This is a genomic window from Methylophilus sp. OH31 (genome assembly GCF_000576615.1).
Lineage (GTDB): Bacteria > Pseudomonadota > Gammaproteobacteria > Burkholderiales > Methylophilaceae > Methylophilus.
This window is the reverse complement of sequence record NZ_BAUS01000012.1, coordinates 109,912-127,249: the sequence shown is the minus strand read 5'-3', so window position 1 is coordinate 127,249 and position 17,338 is coordinate 109,912. Positions and strand designations below refer to the sequence as shown.

At 50.1% G+C, this 17,338-nt stretch carries 13 protein-coding genes; 10 read left to right on the top strand and 3 right to left on the bottom strand.

Going from position 1 to position 17,338, the window contains the following annotated elements; genetic code table 11:
• The first annotated feature begins 96 nt into the window (after window positions 1-96).
• The 5 genes from OH31_RS13505 (at window position 97) to pqqA (ending at window position 5,772) form a co-directional block, all read left to right on the top strand.
• Entirely contained in the window at window positions 97-2,187 is a 2,091-nt protein-coding gene (locus OH31_RS13505) for a TonB-dependent receptor (protein ID WP_024931140.1), read from the top strand.
• Window positions 2,184-2,894, top strand: coding sequence for an ABC transporter ATP-binding protein (locus OH31_RS13500; RefSeq protein WP_024931139.1), 711 nt, complete (start codon window positions 2,184-2,186; stop codon window positions 2,892-2,894). Before OH31_RS13505 ends, OH31_RS13500 begins: the two co-directional genes overlap by 4 nt.
• Window positions 2,891-4,297 carry a DUF3526 domain-containing protein gene (locus tag OH31_RS13495; protein WP_019882498.1) on the top strand — a complete coding sequence of 469 codons (1,407 nt, stop codon included), beginning with the start codon at window positions 2,891-2,893 and terminating at the stop codon, window positions 4,295-4,297. The genes OH31_RS13500 and OH31_RS13495 overlap by 4 nt, the downstream gene beginning before the upstream one ends.
• Complete coding sequence (locus tag OH31_RS13490) at window positions 4,294-5,556, top strand: DUF3526 domain-containing protein (RefSeq protein ID WP_024931138.1); 1,263 nt, start codon at window positions 4,294-4,296, stop codon at window positions 5,554-5,556. Before OH31_RS13495 ends, OH31_RS13490 begins: the two co-directional genes overlap by 4 nt.
• Window positions 5,557-5,700: 144 nt before the next feature.
• Window positions 5,701-5,772, top strand: coding sequence for a pyrroloquinoline quinone precursor peptide PqqA (gene pqqA / locus OH31_RS15360; RefSeq protein WP_081624291.1), 72 nt, complete (start codon window positions 5,701-5,703; stop codon window positions 5,770-5,772).
• Between the two features lie 89 nt (window positions 5,773-5,861).
• On the opposite strand, the gene OH31_RS13485 is transcribed toward pqqA, so the two are convergent.
• Window positions 5,862-8,855, bottom strand: a complete 2,994-nt coding sequence (locus tag OH31_RS13485; protein ID WP_024931137.1) for a PAS domain S-box protein — start codon at window positions 8,853-8,855, stop codon at window positions 5,862-5,864.
• Between the two features lie 482 nt (window positions 8,856-9,337).
• On the opposite strand from OH31_RS13485, the gene OH31_RS13475 reads away from it, so the two are divergent.
• Together OH31_RS13475 and OH31_RS13470 are read left to right on the top strand one after the other, a co-directional pair.
• Window positions 9,338-9,652: a hypothetical protein gene (locus OH31_RS13475; protein WP_019882501.1), complete on the top strand. Its 315-nt coding sequence runs from the start codon at window positions 9,338-9,340 to the stop codon at window positions 9,650-9,652.
• A 200-nt stretch (window positions 9,653-9,852) separates the two neighbouring features.
• Entirely contained in the window at window positions 9,853-10,554 is a 702-nt protein-coding gene (locus OH31_RS13470; protein WP_024931135.1) for an OmpW family protein, read from the top strand.
• 101 nt (window positions 10,555-10,655) lie between these two features.
• Here OH31_RS13470 and OH31_RS13465 read toward each other — a convergent pair whose 3' ends face one another.
• A complete protein-coding gene (locus OH31_RS13465; protein WP_024931134.1) occupies window positions 10,656-11,489 on the bottom strand; it encodes an SAM-dependent methyltransferase in 834 nt (277 codons plus the stop codon).
• Between the two features lie 227 nt (window positions 11,490-11,716).
• Between OH31_RS13465 and OH31_RS13460 the strand changes: the two genes are divergently transcribed.
• Complete coding sequence (locus OH31_RS13460; RefSeq protein WP_051502179.1) at window positions 11,717-12,766, top strand: YdiY family protein; 1,050 nt, start codon at window positions 11,717-11,719, stop codon at window positions 12,764-12,766.
• Window positions 12,767-12,936: 170 nt separating this feature from the next.
• Entirely contained in the window at window positions 12,937-13,878 is a 942-nt protein-coding gene (gene ylqF, locus OH31_RS13455) for a ribosome biogenesis GTPase YlqF (RefSeq protein WP_024931132.1), read from the top strand.
• Between the two features lie 14 nt (window positions 13,879-13,892).
• On the opposite strand, the gene OH31_RS13450 is transcribed toward ylqF, so the two are convergent.
• Window positions 13,893-15,083: a GGDEF domain-containing protein gene (locus OH31_RS13450; RefSeq protein ID WP_242402294.1), complete on the bottom strand. Its 1,191-nt coding sequence runs from the start codon at window positions 15,081-15,083 to the stop codon at window positions 13,893-13,895.
• A 203-nt stretch (window positions 15,084-15,286) separates the two neighbouring features.
• Between OH31_RS13450 and OH31_RS13445 the strand changes: the two genes are divergently transcribed.
• Window positions 15,287-17,314 (top strand): UvrD-helicase domain-containing protein, encoded by a 2,028-nt coding sequence (locus OH31_RS13445; protein ID WP_024931130.1) that lies wholly within the window; start codon window positions 15,287-15,289, stop codon window positions 17,312-17,314.
• The last annotated feature ends 24 nt before the right edge of the window (window positions 17,315-17,338 follow it).

Sequence of the window (17,338 nt, the reverse complement as noted above, 5' to 3'; positions counted from 1 at the left end):
GATATACTCAACCTAAATGAAATAATCTAAACGGTAAAAAACACATCCAGTTCACACCGGCTGGATACATGCATACTCACAGGGAAGAAACGCATCATGCATAAAAAAACCATTGCCAGTTTCATGGCGCTGATATTGCTGCCTATGCCTGGCTACGCTGAAGAAGCCAGGGGGCAAGAGAAAGAAAATGAAGCTAGCAAGCAACGAAAAACATTCACGGATGATGAAGCCCCTGTAGAGCTAGATAGCGTAGTCGTCATCGGCAATCAGGCGCAAATCTCATCCGTGGATAAAGGCTTGGCTGGTTCGGTAGATGTCATTACCAGGCAAGAACTTGAATACGAACATGTGACCGACACGCTGGAACTTTTTAACAAAACGCCTGGCGTCGTACTGTCACGCTACAGCCAGGGCATTGTGAATACAGAAATTTCCATTCGCGGCTTTAGTGGTGATGGCGAGACACCCAATGCCAAATTGCTGGTTGATGGTATTCCTTCCAACCTGTTTTCCGGCTTGACTGAGCTGGATTATCTGTTCCCGACCAACATTCAGAGCATTCAAGTCTTTAAGGGCACCAGTGATGCCAGCACAGGTTTGTTTGCGACTGCCGGGAATTACAAAGTGGAAACGCGTAAAGATGCTGGCAAGCAGTTGCAATTCGGTTATGGCAGCTTTAATACCCGTGAAATGCAGGGCTATTTTGGTGACAAGCAAGACAATTTCACCCAGAACTATGCAATTGGCTACCGCAAGGGCAACGGCTTCCGCGACCATACCGAAAATGAAAAAATTGCGTTATCCGGCCGCTGGCAATTGGACTTTGACCAATCTACGCTGGCGCTGAGTGCTAAATACGGCAAATATAACTCGCCAGAGGCCCCTGGCTACATGCCTAAAGCACAGGCCCGCGCCAATCCAACCGGCGTCGCGCCTAATGCACTCAATGACAGGGGGGAAAAGGAATTCAAACACCTGAGCCTGCATTATGACTATTTTTTCAATAATGACCTGGATGTGAGCCTGAAGACTTACTGGCAGAATTTTGACCGTGAACGGGATGTGCGTTTTGTGGGTTCGCCGAATGTCGAACACAGGCTGGATGATCAAACATCAACAGGGCTGATTGCAAAACTAAACTGGAAAATCAATCCGCAGTGGGCTGTTGAGACGGGCTATGATATTGAGCATCAGGAAGTCAGCCAGTTTAATCAAAGGGTAAATGCGGTAGGTGTCAATATCATTCGTATCAAAGCGGATTACGACTTTACCGCACAAGGCATCTATGCCAAATTGGAAAATACACCGCTTGAATGGCTACGCTGGAACTTTGCCCTGCGCGCGGATCGGCTGGATGCAACAGCGAATGCGCCTATCATCATTGGTACAAACCTGATTCCGGCCAGGCAAATCAATACCGACTTGTACGACTCACCGACGATTGTGCAACCCAAATTCAATGCGTTTGCCAATCTGAACGCACAGCACACCCTGTTTGGCAATGCAGGTCGCAGCTTCCAAACGCCGACGGGGATCAACTTGAACCAGTTCGATACTAATAGTGGCGCAAGAATCCCAATAGATGTCGCTGTGAATGATGGCTGGGAAATTGGCCTTAAAAGTGGCTGGAGCAGTGCGCTCAATACACGAACTTCCTACTGGCAGCAGAAAGCCAAGCATGAGTTCATCAATATTGATAACTTCCGTCGCCCTTTAGGCGAGACACTCCGGCAAGGCCTGGATGCCAGTTTTGATTACAGATTGAATGACTACTTCAGCTTCTGGGGCAATGTTTCTAAAGTGTATGCCAAAATTGAAGAGCCCAATCCGCAAAACCCAGAGTTTAAAGGGCATAACATACGCGGCATTCCTGACCACACGGCTTCACTGGGTCTGCAATTCACCCCTGACTCCGACTGGATTGCGCGTATTCATATCGACCGGCAAGGGGCTTATTACATCAATGAAAGCAACTTGGGTGGCAAATACGGCGCCTACACACTGACTAGCGCGAATATTGATTACAAAACCCATTGGGGACGAGTCAGTTTGCTGGCCAACAATATTTTCGACAAATATTATGAGTATGTATACGACTTCAATTCCAATGGCAACCCAGCAGGCGTCAATTTTGCTCCCGGCGCTGGTCGCAACTTCATGCTCACCGCAACAGTGGATTTCAAATGACCGCATTATTATCCATCCAACAACTCAGCCTGCGTTTTGCCGGGCGTGAAATTTTGAAACAGCTTGATTTCAGTTTACCTGCGGGGGAAGTCGTCTCGGTACTTGGCAGCAACGGTGCAGGGAAATCTACCCTGCTCAAAAGCATCCTCGGCTTGCACACTGCGGCGCATCAAACCGGCACGATTCAAATTGCTGGCGTGAACCTTGAGCATTCACGCCACCAGGCGCTGTCGCAATTGGCTTACGTGCCTGAGCAACCGGCGGTTTACGGTCACCTGTCTGCGATTGAAAATATCCGTTATTTCCTGAGTCTGGGCGCGATCAGCCAGCCAGCGGATATCACGAGCTGTTTAACCATGGCAGGGTTGCCTGAGCATGCCTGGCAACGGCCTTGCAGTGAGTATTCCAAAGGCATGAAACAAAAAGTGATGCTGGCATTTGCACTGGCAAAACAGGCCAAACTTTTACTGCTGGATGAACCAAACTCAGGGCTGGATCCGCAGGCGACCGAAGAGTTGAACCTGTTGATTGTGCAGTGCAAAGCACGCGGCATGGGCATACTGGTGGTGACACATGACGTATTATCGGCGATGGCGTTTTCAGATCGCTTGCTGATGCTGGCAAACGGGCAATTACAGCCAGTGACCATAGACCAATCGTCACTGACCTTGGAGAGCCTCAAACGACTGTATCAGGGGCAGGCATGACTTCACTTGTCTGGAAAATCGCCATCAACGAATGGCGCCGTTTATGGCATGCGCGTATTCCGGCCCTGTTGATGCTGGTATTAGTCGTGCTGTGGGCGATTGCCGCCCTCGCCGCCCATCACCACTGGCAAGACCACGCCAATACAGTGGCAGAAGTCACACAACGCAGCCAGCAGGACTGGCAATCGCAACCCGATCGCCATCCGCACCGGGTATCCCATTTTGGTGATTTTGTGGCCAAGCCGTTGCACCCGCTCAGCGTCATTGAACCTGGTATCATCGATCAATCGGGGCACCTGGTTTACCTGGAAGCGCACAGGTTGAACAGCGCCAATTTTAATCCGGCCACTGAGGCGACCAGCCTAGGCCGTTTCCCGCTCATTACGCCCGCCATGATCGTGCAATGGTGGATGCCGCTGTTTTTGATCATGATTGCTTATGCCACCATCACCGCAGAAAAAATGACCGGCATTTTGGCTTTTATGCGCGGCAATGGTACGCCTGTCTGGGCGATCGCAACGGGGAAGTGGCTGGCACTATTCCTGCCATTTTTCACCCTGCTTTGCCTGCAAGCTTCCCTGACACTGGCCTGGAGCTGGGGCAGTGACCAGGTTTTGTTACGGTTATCACTGATGCTATTGGCGCAGGCCATGTACATTGCAGGCTGGTGCCTGCTGGTGCTTGCGGTTTCCTGGTTTAGCAAGCAACTGCATGGCGCCTTGCTGACGCTGCTGCTGTGCTGGGTATGCATCTGCATTATTTTCCCGCGCGGATTAGCCAACCTGGCGCAGATGACCTACCCGACCCAGCCGCGTACAGAGGCTGAGCATCACGCAGAAATCAAACTGAAGACCTTGGGCGACAGCCATAACCCGGACGACCCGCATTTTGCGGCATTTAAAGCAGGTATCCTCAAAAAATACCAGGTCACAAGCGTTGAAGATTTGCCGGTTAACTATAAAGGCCTGCTGATGCAGGAAGGGGAGCGCCTGACCACTGACGTCTACCGCGAACAGCAAGCCCTGCATAATGCACAACTGAACAGACAAAACATCAGCATCCGGCATTGGCTATGGCTGACACCGGCACTGGCATTGCAATACGTGCAGATGGCCAGTAGCGGCAATGACCTGGCGCATCACCAGGCGTTCATCCGGCAAGCAGAAAGCCGCCGCTATCAATTGATTCAATACCTGAATCAAATCCATACCATGAAGGTCGACCAGCACCACGATCACGACACACGCGTGTCTGCCGACTTCTGGAAAAAAGCCCCGCGCCCCGTCGTCACCCTGGCACCAGTTTCAGTGAGCCGCCACAGTGTTGAAGCAGCGCTGCTGGTCTTGCTGGGCTGGCTATTGATCCCGGGCGTACTGCTGATAAAGGTTGCAAAACGCACATGAAACAAGAACTCATTTTATTACTCAAGCAACGCAGCATATTGATACTGCTGTTGCTGAACCTGTTACTGACAGGCTTTAGTCTGTTTAATGGCTGGCAGAATATCAGCCATATACAGGCACAAATCGGTCACGCCAAACAGCAAGAAATCCTGCGCAAGCAGGATTACCTCAAGCAGCACAACCAACATGATTCACTAGATGTAGGAGAAGTTGGCTATTACGTGTTCCATAATGTTTACCACACGCCTGGCGAATGGAGCTTTATCGCGCTGGGTAACTGGCTGGTGACGCCTTATCTGCAACGCATACGCCTGTTGGGTTTGCAGGGGCAGCTTTACGATGGCGAATCGCATCATCCTGAATATGTCATGCTTGGTGGGTTCGATTATGCTTTCTGGTTAGTGTTTTTTGCGCCTCTAGTCTGTATCGTACTGTTGCATGACCTCAAAGCCAGTGAGCACCAAGCACAACGGCTGCTGTTTTTACAAAGCCTAAGCGCCCAGCCCACCCGCTTCTGGTGGCAACGTGTGGTGTCCCGCTGGCTGTTGATTGCATTAACGTTCTCGCTGCCAGTCATTGGATTTACGACCATACACGGTTTTTCGCTGACCCCGCTGCTGCAGGTGCTGATGATCACGCTGTTATATACCCTGCTGTGGACAGGGCTATGTGCAGCATTCAGCCTGCGGACGCGTGCGCTGGATGCCAATTTGAACGCACTCGCTTTAACCAGCCTCTGGTTATTGTCCTGTATCGTGTTACCTAACCTGGCGCAGCTGTGGTTACACCACCGCTACCCGGTACAAGATGGCAGCCAGATTGCTTTGCAACACCGGCAGGCCGTGCATAGCGCCTGGGACTTACCCAAAACCGACACGCTGACCCCGTTTTATGCACTGTATCCGCAATGGCAGGACACCGCGCCAGTCACCGGCCGCTTTCACTGGAAATGGTATTACGCATTTCAACATATGGCCGATGTGAAGCTGGCGCCACAAGTTGCGGCACGCGAACAGACACTGATGCAACGCGACCAGTTGACCGGCATGCTAGGCTATTTTTTACCGGCAGTATGGGTCCAACGCAGCCTGGAAAACATCGCGCACAGCAATGTCTCGGATTTACTGGCACATAGACAACGCATCACGGCCTTCCACACGCAGTTACGGCATGAGGCCTATCCTTACCTGTTTGCAGAAAAACAGTTTACGACTGAGTCGTTTGGCAACATGCCTGTGTTTGAAAATACGAATAAATAGCTGAAAAAGAGGATTCAAACTACGTAAAATCATGAGCCGCTTTTACGGATTCGCTTCAGGGTGGTTTTGAAACACTGGCGTATAGTGACAGTTATACAAGTACATCAAGCACGATGTACTACCAAACAACCAAAGGAGACTATCATGTGGACTAAACCAGCTGCGACTGAAATGCGTTTTGGCTTTGAAGTGACAATGTACGTCATGAACAAATAATCAGGATTCATCTCAAATTTTGAGATGTACCTGAACAAAAAACCGCCGAATTCCGGCGGTTTTTTATTGCCTAACAGCAATGTTCCTCTCTAAAACTGCGCCCACTCACCATCATCCGTGCCTGTACGTAATTTTCCTGAGCGCTGCACATTCACACTGACAGGTGCTTTACTGGCGCGCGCATGGATATGGCTCACGGTAGAACGTTTGTCGGCACCGCTTTCATGCCCCAGTCGAAAGGCACTTACGGCACGGACAAGGCTTTCAGCCTGATCAACCAACGACTCTGATGCCGCTGCAGCCTCTTCAACCAAGGCAGCGTTTTGCTGCGTGACCTCATCCATGGTCATCACTGCCTGATTCACCTGGTTAATACCGGTGCTTTGCTCAACAGAAGCGGCAGCAATTTCACTCATAATATCCGTCACCTGTTGCACAGAAACAACTACCTCCTGAATCGTTTTTCCGGCCTCCTCCACCAACTGACTACCTTTTGCAGTCTGGACGACAGAGTCATCAATCAGCACTTTAATTTCCTTGGCAGCCTCGGCAGAGCGTTGGGCCAAATGGCGGACTTCGGCAGCCACTACCGAGAAGCCACGCCCCTGCTCGCCAGCACGGGCAGCTTCAACCGCTGCGTTCAAAGCCAGAATATTCGTTTGAAAAGCGATGCCATCAATGACCGAAGTGATATCCTCGATCCTTTTCGCGCTTTCATTCATGGCGCTCATGGTTGTCACCACCTCACCAACCACATCACCGCCTCTCACAGCAACTTCTGAAGCTGCAGTTGCCAACTGACTGGCTTGTTTTGCATTGTCAGCATTCTGTTTAACCGTCGCTGCCAACTCTTCCATGCTGGCAGCCGTTTCCTCCAGGCTTGACGCCTGTTGCTCAGTGCGGCTGGAAAGGTCATTATTACCAACGGAAATTTCATCCGCAGCCGTATTAATCATCACCGTCGCTTCACGCACTTGCAAGATCACTTCGCTCATCTTGTCGATCAGCGCGTTCACGCCATCACACAAAGCAGCAATATCGCCTGTTTTACCCTCAAGCGACACGCGACTGCTTAAATCACCAGCTTTGGCGCCTTCAATAATCGCTTTGGTCTCTTGTACAGCATGGGCTAGTGCTTGTGCACTTTCATGCTGTGCAGTGATATCTGTCGCATACTTCACCACTTTAAAGGGTTTGCCATTCATATCCAGAATCGGGTTGTAAATGGCCTGCATCCACACAACAGCCCCACCTTTGCGGATACGCTTCACTTGCCCGACTTGTGCCTCACCACGGCGCAAAGCATCCCAAAACGCCTTGTAATCCTGGCTAGAGCGGTAAGCGGAATCGACAAACATACTGTGGTTTTTGCCTAACACTTCACTTTCGGCATAACCGGAGAGTTGCAAAAACAAGTCGTTTACCGATGTAATGGTGCCATCAAGGTCAAACGAAATCACGCCCTGGGTTCTGTGAATGCCTGAGATTTGACCGGCATTATCGGCGGCGATCAACTTGGATGCGGTGATGTCCATGGTGTAATTAACAATCTTATACGGCTTGCCTTTTAAATCGTAAATCGGATTATAAGAAGCCTGTATCCAGACTTCACGCCCACCTTTGGCAATCCGCTTGTACTGCCCCATGTCCGAGCCGCCGTGCACCAGCTTGTTCCACAAGGTCGCATAAGCTTCGCTACTGGCAAAGGTCGGTTCCAGCACTTTGCTAACATGTTGCCCGAGCAACTCGTGCTCGCTATAACCCAGCATATCCAGGTAGGTTTGGTTCACTTTAAGCACAGTGCCATCAAGGCCCAGTTCAATCACGCCCTGTGATTTGCCAATCGCCGTAATCTGGCCTTCAAAATCGGCATTTCTGAGCTTTTGTGCAGTGATATCTGCTGCATACTTCACCACTTTATAAGGCTTACCATCTGCATCTAAAATGGGGCTATAGGTCGCATCCAGCCAGATCTCCTTGCCATGCTGGCCAATACGCAAAAACTCACCGCTGACTGATTCGCCACGTGTTAACTTTTGCCAAAAGGCATGATAGTCACCACTACTGATAAATGCTGGCTCAACCAACTGACTATGCAACATGCCAACCAGCGCATCGCGTGTATAACCCAACACAGACAATAAAATATCATTGACAGCAATGATTTTGCCATCCAGGTCAAACTCTATTGACCCGGTAGAACGGTTAATCGCGGCCAATTGATTTTCAAACAATGCGGCTTGCTCGCGGGTTTCAATGGCAGACTCTTTTAAGGCATTTTCGCTGACACTGAGCAACGTCTGCATCTTTTTCAGTGCTTGCAATACTTCACTCAGCTCGTTGCTACCCTGCGCATCAATATAGGTGCTGTAGTTGCCGATGGTGATTTCCTTCACCGCACTCAGCGTTTGCGCCAGCGGCTGGGTCACTGAACGAGCAATGATCATCGCCAAGCCTAGCAGGACAGGTAATGCCAAGCCCAGGCTGGCAAAAGACCGTGCAGTGGATTGATGAGTAAAATCCAGCCCTACTTGTACGGCCAGCAATGCAAAAGCCATAGCCGCCAAGCCTATCAAGCGCTGTTTGACAGTAATGGCGCCCAATATATTTTTTAATTTATTCGCCAAGGACACGCTCACCACTTTGCCATCTACAATTGCCAGACCTTTGGCGTTGCCAGTATTAAACAATTGATAAGCAGCGGAGGCTTCGTTAATTTGTTGCCGCGTAGGCTTTCTGCGCGCGGATAAGTAACCCACGACCTGATTGTTTTCAGTTACCGGTGTTGCATTAGCCACCACCCAATAAAAGTCACCATGCTTGGTGCGGTTTTTTACTAAGCCTGTCCATGGTTTACCGGCTTTCAAGCTACGCCACATATCGGCAAAAGCGGCCGCAGGCATATCTGGGTGGCGCACAATATTGTGGCTGCTGCCAACCAACTCAGATTCACTAAAGCCACTGACTTGAATAAAGTCTTTGTTGGCATAGGTAATCACACCCTTGAGATCTGTTCTCGTCAACATAAACTGGGCATCATCAAACTGGATTTCTGTGGCCGTCACTGGCAAATTTAATTTCATAATCAATCGCTTTCTATCCCTGAGTCATTGAGACAATTTAATTTAATAATGCAGAGTCAATTCGCTACAGATTCTGGCTAGGCCACGGGCTTGCTCTTCCAAAGGCAACCCAAAAAGGACGATTTGACTCTGTGCTTCTCCCAGTTGGATAGCAGTCACACCGTACACGACACCTTGTCGCCTGATATCCATTTTGTCTGCTGGCCATGTCAGAATTTGTCTTACAAGAAACATGATTTTTATTTTTATATACAATAACTTAACCAACAAAACGAATATTGAGATAGATCAATAAAATGGCTGAATTATTTTTTTAGGATGCCGATGGCTGATCGTTAGCGCGTCAGGAACCTAATGCCGTTGTCGCTTACTAATCAAGCAATCAACAACGATTGATAATGACCGGTGAGTATTAAGCCCGAAGACATTTTGGCTTTATAATCGTTTTGAAATTTTGTTATGACGTTTTTATGGAGTCTCGCATGCGTTTACAGTCCCTTTCTGTTTTATTCCTGATCGCCACACTGAGCCAGCCAGTGTTTGCCCGCAATATTCTTAATGAACAAACAGATGCCGCTTCTGCACGGGATGCCGTGGGCGATGCCATGAGCAAATTGAGTGACCTTGAGCAAAGAATCAAATCTCAGGAAGCCCTGGTTGCACAGGAACAGGCAAAGTTAAAGCAATACCAATCCGATAAAGTGCAAGCGGAAAAAGACCTGGAAAATAAAAAAGTGATTTTCGAGCAGAAATCCAAAGTACTGGATGACGCCTGGAAGCAACGTAACGATTACTAACGGTATGTCGGCGCGTTTTATCTAAACTGTCACACGCACAGATACTTGCGAATCCGCGGGTATCTGCCTCTCCCGCTTTACGCCTCCATTAGCCCTCGACACACATCACAAACATGTGTCGAGTTGATTTGGGTCAATACCCGCTTTAGCCAGCAAACCTACAATGGTCTCAAATCAATGCACCTAATGGAGTGACCACAATGAAAAAAACCGCAATCAGTTTAATGTTGGCAGCCTTATTGCCTGCCATGAATGCCAATGCAGAACAAGGTGACTGGGTTGTACGTCTGCGTGCAACCAATATCAGCCCGAACGAAAGCAGCCGCTTGGGCAGCACCGTCAACAAGGCGGTGGGTGCCAATGTGATGACACCAAGCGCAGACCTGAAACTAGACAGCAACACAATTCCTGAATTGGATATTAGTTACTACTGGACCAAAAACATTGCGACCGAGCTGATACTGGCGCTGGGCAGCAAACACGATGTAAAAATCACTGGCGACAGTGCCGGTGTGGTTGGCAACCAGCATCTGGGCAGCATTGATGCGCTGCCGCCCACATTGACGGCGCAATGGCACTTTAACCCCGATCAAACGATTGACCCTTATGTGGGTGCTGGTATCAATGCGACATTTATGCTGGACCGCAATCTGCGTTTTACCTCCGGTGCAACCGCTGGCGAAAAAATCAAAATTGACCGCAATAGCATTGGCCCGGCCTTGCAAGCTGGTGTAGATATCAACCTGAAAGATGGCTGGTTATTGAATGCGGATGTGAAATATCTCTGGATTGATACCGACGTTGAAATGAAAAGCGCTACCACCGGCAACCGTTGGGCCAAAATCGACTCCCTCGACGTCAATCCATGGGTAATTAGCCTGGGTATTGGTAAGCGCTTTTAAGCGACAATCGTCAACGCTCTTCCCTGGGGCATTTAACGCGCTCCATTCACCTCTGATGCCACCCCAGTATCAGAGGTTTTTTTATATGCGGAGAGACTTAATTACTGAAAGTTGAAGCGCGCAGAAAGACTGGTCAAATTGAGTTGCTCTAGCAGTTGCTGCCCACGCTCACGCGCACTGCGTTTACGCTGGCCAGTATATTTGGCAATGATGAGTTCATTTTTCATCGAGTGCTCCCAGCCCACCAGTTCCGTCACTGTCACCTGGTAGCCATGCGCCTCCAGTTCGAGGCAACGCAACACATTGGTGACCTGGCTGCCAAACTCACGGGTATGGATAGGATGCCGCCACAACTCGCTTAAAAAGGTTTGCGCCAGCGTTTCAGCCTTGTGCTGACGCATGACCTCGGCCACCTCGGCCTGGCAGCAAGGCACAAGCACCATAAACTGCGCTTGTTTTTGCAAACCAAACTGAATCGCATCATCCGTGGCCGTATTACAGGCATGCAAGGCAGTGACAATATCCACGGTTTCCGGCAGTTGCTGTGACTGCATGGCCTCCGCCACAGTTAGATGCTCAAACTGCATGCGGTCAAAACCACACTCTTGCGCCAGTTGGCGTGATTTCTCTATCAACTCGCCACGGCTTTCAATGCCAATCACCTGGCCGCCTGCGTGTTGTTTGAGCAATAAGTCATAGAGAATAAATCCCAGATAAGACTTACCTGCACCATGGTCGACCAGCACAGGCTGCGACTGTTTATCCATCACTGCCTGCATCAAGGGCTCAATGAAATTGACCAGGTGATAGACTTGCTTGAGCTTGCGGCGGCTATCCTGATTCAGTTTGCCGTCGCGTGTCAGAATATGCAGCGCCTGCAACAAAGGAAGAGATTGACCGGGTTTCACTTCGGGCGGCAATTGTGTTTGGACCATGGATATTGCTGTTTTAAAATACCAATATGCCAGTTTAACATGTGCCAGCTTTCACAGCATTGGTTACGGTTACCATGCCATATTCGGGAACTCAAAGACCACTTTATGAATCATGTTAATAATGGTCTTTAATCATTGGGGCGGTTACCACACTGCCCTTGCAGCCATCAATGCTGCATTCAATCCGCTGTTTTACAGCGCTGTTGTTCAATCGCACGGGAGTATGTATGCCGCACAGTTTAATCAAGCAGGGCTCTTTGACCGCCAAAGCCACCCTATTTTTTCTCGCCAGCCTACAGGCACATCTGGCAGCGGCGGATACCATATGGATGAAAAATGGCGACAAAATTACAGGTACACTGGGCGTTAAAATTTCTAATAAACTTACCGTCAAAACCAGTTATGCCGACGAGGTTAAAATCAACTGGAACGATATTCACAGTATCGATGCCGACAAGCCCATCCTCATGCAACTGTCTGATGGCAGCATCGTCAATGGCCGCTTGATTCATACTGATGAAGGCCAGGTGATTCTGGATGAGGAAACCAACACGCCACTAGTAGATACCGAGCTAGACGAAATCCATTACATCAATCCCAGCCGCGACCTGATTGGCGAGGGTTATGTCTGGACCGGCAATCTGAGCCTGGGCGGTGCGTTTAACAATGGCAACAGTACCAACCGCAACATGCAATTTAACGGTGAGTCGGTATTACGCGGCCTGGATAATCGTTATACGGTACAAGGCTATTACTACTGGGCAGAAGATAACGACGAACAAACACAGAACAACGCGCGCGTGCGCGGCCAGTATGACCACTTTTTTAGCAAAAAATGGTTTAGCTACCTCAACACCATTCAGGAAAAAGACCGTTTCAGGGATATCAAGTTACGCAGTACCTACGGTGTCGGTACCGGTTACCAGATTTTTGAGGGCGAAAAGCTTAACCTGTCGGTGGAAGGCGGTGTCTCGCTGATTAAACAGGATTACTACGAAGAGCGTGATGACAGTCATGCCGCCTTGCGTTGGGCGGTCAACTACAACCAGTATTTATTTGATTCTTTTGTGCAGGCATTCCATCGCCATGAGGTGTTATACACCGCGAGATCTCCTTCACAAATCCTGGTTTACAGCTCAACCGGTCTGCGCTTTCCGTTTATTTTTGGCTTGAGTGCGTCTACACAATTAGACTACAACTATGATAGCCGCCCGGTAGATGATCGCGTCAAAGGCGATACACGCGCCCTGTTCACACTGGGCTATAGCTGGAAATAACGCTGGCAATGCCTGCAATATTTAAGGAGTTGCCGCTTAAATGTTAAAATGATCGCTGCATTGTTTTAATCCGCCCTGAATTTCATCATGGGCAGCATGGACAAAAACAATATGGGGTACGGCAAGGGACATTGATACCGTATTTTTTGAGTTGAAGATGGAGCAAAAATATGGCGATACAATGGTTTCCGGGACACATGACTTCTGCCCGCAAAAAGGCAGAAGAAACACTGGAACATATCGACGTCGTGATTGAGGTACTGGATGCACGCGTGCCTGCCGCCAGCCACAACCCCATGATTGAGGAAATGCGTAATTTTCGCCAGCGGCCTAACCTGAAAATTCTCAACAAAGCCGATTTGGCCGACCCGCAAGTCACCCAGGCCTGGTTGAATTACTTTAATAAGCAGCCCAATACCAAAGCCGTCGCCTTATCGTGCAAAAAACCTGGTGACGCAAAAAAAATCCCGGGATTGTGCCGCCAACTGGCATCACATCGCGGCACGCCGCTGAAACCCTTGCGCATGATGATCATGGGCATCCCTAACGTCGGCAAATCCACCCTGATGAACGCGCTGTTGAATCGCCGGGCGGCCAAAGTGGGCGATGAACCAGCCGTGACCAAAAGCCAGCAACGCTTTGATTTAAATGACAGCCAGAACATCACCGATACCCCCGGCATGATGTGGCCAAAAATCGAACATGAGTCAGACGGCTATCTGCTGGCTGCCAGCCACGCCATTGGCCGCAACGCGGTGATCGATGAAGATGTGGCCGAGTTTTTGGGCAATGTGTTATTAAAACAATATCCGGCGCTCATGAATACGCGCTATAAACTGGATGTCATGAAGCTGGATGTGACTGCTATTGATGGCATAGACCTGCTGCAAGCAATCGCCAAACGCCGCACTTACAAGCGTAACGATGGTGAATGGGATATGGAGCGTACCGCCATGGCCTTGCTCACTGACTACCGCAGCGGCGCCATTGGCCGCGTGAGCCTGGAATCACCACAGAGCCGGGCCGAGATGATCGCGCTGGCTGCGGAACAGGCCGCGGCAGCGAAGAAAGCGAAAGAAGACCAGGCAGCGCCTGAGCCAGATACCTTGTAAACTGGCTGTTATCCTCAGGCAATCAGGCTGGCATGCCGTTTGGCTGGCTTGCCGGGCTCTGGTGGTTTATTCAGTAACTGATCAATATTGCTTGCAATGCGATTGCGGCCATTCTGCTTGGCTTTGTACAGGTTTTGATCGGCACCAGCAAACAGACCTTCCAGGCCGTAACCAACGGTTTCAGAGCTGACTGAGCCGACACTGACTGTGCATTTAATTGCCTGTGTATCGCTACTCATACTCTCCACGCCTGCAATGCTTACCGGCGTCACCTCAATAATACGGCGGATACGCTCCGCCAAGATCATTGCTTCATGTTCGCCGGTATTAGGCATTAAAATACAAAACTCTTCCCCGCCATAACGGCCAATCACATCCCCGCCACGCAAGGCCGCGCGTATCGTCCCTGCACAAGCTTTCAGCACCACATCGCCCACCAGGTGCCCATACACGTCATTGACCTTTTTAAAGTAATCCAGGTCGACAATCAGCATCCCCATCGGCAGGCGGATACGCTGCGACACCGCCTGCATACGCGTAGCCGCTTCTTGTAAGCCTCTACGGTTTAATACGCCAGTCAGACCATCCAGTGTGGCAATGGCCTGCAGCCCGGCCTGCGCCCGCACATGCATCACCAGCAACAGCAAGCTGGTCACTGTCGTCATGGCCAGCATAGTCGCCGTCATCATATAAGCATGCATGCTCCACTGTGAAAACGTCTGCAAACTTTCCTGATCGCCCAATATGACCTTCACCGCCAAAAAAGCCAGCATTAAACTCACCAGGGCAAACAGGCTGCAACATAACCAGAATACGTGTGCCACAAAATCTTTGCCATGGCCGACCAGGCTACGGCTGCCGTAGCCAAATACCCACATCAACACCAAGAGGTTGCTTAACAATATCCATCTATCCGGCGTATGCATATTCAACATCACGGCATTACACGCGAGCAAGGTGGTCACCACCAGCAAGGCCCAATAACGGTAAACACGATAACCTCTGAGCAAACGGATACCGTTAACAAACAGGCTAATGCCGAGCGCAATAATGGTGACTGAAGTAGCCACATAAACGTTTTGCGGGCCATGTATCAAAGAGGTTTGTGAAAGAAAATAAATGGCGAGGCCAACACCGAATACCAACAGGCCGCGTACCCAATGCATAATCAGGCTGCGTTGCTGATGGGCGCCAAAAATCAACAAGACCAGAACCAGCGTTAAGGTAAGTCCAATTGATGATAGAATGACACTGTTGAGATCAAACACAGGGGCGGACAAAGTTTGTTTACCTGAAAAACATAATACTATGGTTGAGCGACTATACCCATATAAATGAAGGGGTTAAATAGTCCATACAGGCTAATTCCTCTACCGCTTTGTTGTTTACCACAAACCTCTGAAGTCCCATGCAGCATCTTTTAAATCCCCCACAGCGCGAAGCAATTCACTACTTGGATGGCCCCTTATTGGTGTTGGCCGGTGCCGGTAGTGGTAAAACACGCGTGATTACGCAAAAAATTGCCTACCTGATTAACCAGGCCGGCTATAAAGGCAACCAGATTGCCGCCATCACCTTCACCAATAAAGCCGCCCGCGAGATGCAGGAGCGCGTCACGCCATTGCTGGAAGGCAAAAGCGGCAAAGGCCTGACGGTGACCACGTTTCACTCCCTGGGGCTGCAGATACTGCGCCAGGAAGCCGCCCTGCTCGGCTATAAACCGCAATTCTCGATTCTGGATGCGTCAGACAGCTTTAAAATCCTGAGCGACATTCTCGCCACGACAGACAAGCAATTGCTGCGTAAAACCCAATGGCAGATTTCCAGCTGGAAAAACGCGTTTGTCAGCCCTGACCAGGCAAAAGCGCTGGCGGATGAAGAAATGGCGCATGCCGCAGCCCGTGTTTACCAGCTTTACCAGCAAACCCTGCGTGCCTACCAGGCAGTGGACTTTGACGACCTGATCAAGGTCCCGGTTGAACTCTTTGACCAGCACAGCGAGATGCTGGATAAATGGCAACGTAAACTGCACTACCTGCTGATTGACGAGTACCAGGATACCAACGCTTGCCAGTACAAACTGATCAAGCAACTCACCGGCCTGCGCGGCCAGTTTACCGCCGTGGGTGATGATGACCAGGCCATTTACGGCTGGCGTGGCGCCGACGTGGAAAACCTGCGCCAGCTCACCACAGACTTTTCAAAACTCAAAGTGATTAAACTGGAGCAAAACTACCGCTCCACCGTGCGTATTTTGCGCGCAGCCAACCAGGTGATTGCCAACAACCCAAAATTGTTTGAGAAAAAACTGTGGAGCGAACTTGGCACCGGCGAGCTATTACATGTCACCGCCACACAAAGCGAAGAACACGAAGCCGAAACCGTGGTCATGAAATTGCAGGCGCACAAATTCGAGCATCGCACCACCTACAAAGATTATGCGATTCTCTACCGCAGCAACCACCAGGCGCGCATCATCGAAAAGTTTTTGCGCAACCACAAAATCCCCTACACAATCTCTGGCGGCTCCTCGTTTTTTGATAAAGCCGAAATTAAAGACATCATCAGCTACCTGCGCCTGGTCGCCAACGAAGATGACGATCCTGCGTTCATCCGTGCTGCAACCACGCCAAAAAAAGGCATAGGCAACACTACATTGGAGCGTCTGGGTGAATACGCCAGCGCGCATAAAATGTCGCTATTTGCTGCCGCCTTTGAAGGTGGTTTTCAGCACGACGTCGGTGCTAAACAGCTCGAAGACCTGCTCACCTTCTGCCGCTACATCCAGACGCTACAAGGCCGCGCCGTCAAAGACCCTGCCAACGAAGTGCTCAACGACCTGCTAACCGCCATTCAGTACGAAACCTATTTGTACGATGGTGAAGAAGCGCGCGCAGCCGAAACACGCTGGGGCAACGTCATCGAATTTGTCTCCTGGCTCAGCAAAAAAGGCGAAGGCTCTACCGAATACGGCAATGAGTCCGAAGGCAAAAACCTGCTCGAACTCACACAAATGGTTTCGCTCATCACCATGCTCGAAGGCCGCGAAGACAGCGAACCCGATGCAGTCAAACTCTCCACCCTGCACGCCTCCAAAGGCCTGGAGTACGGCCACGTGTTTTTAATCGGCTGCGAAGAAGGCATCTTGCCGCACACCAACTCAATCGACGCCGACCAGATTGAAGAGGAGCGCCGCCTCATGTATGTAGGCATCACCCGCGCGCAAAAATCACTCAACATCACCTGGTGCAAAAAGCGCAAACGCGGCGGCGAAATGCAAGCCTGTGAACCAAGTCGGTTTATCGGTGAGTTACCAAAAGACGATGTCAAACACTTTGGCAACCCGTTTAACGGGCCGGATCAAGTGCTGAGCAAAGACTATGGCAAGAGCAAGATGGCGAATATTAAGGCGATGCTTAGTCAAAAAGCGCAATAATCATTACTAAATGGTATTCTGTTT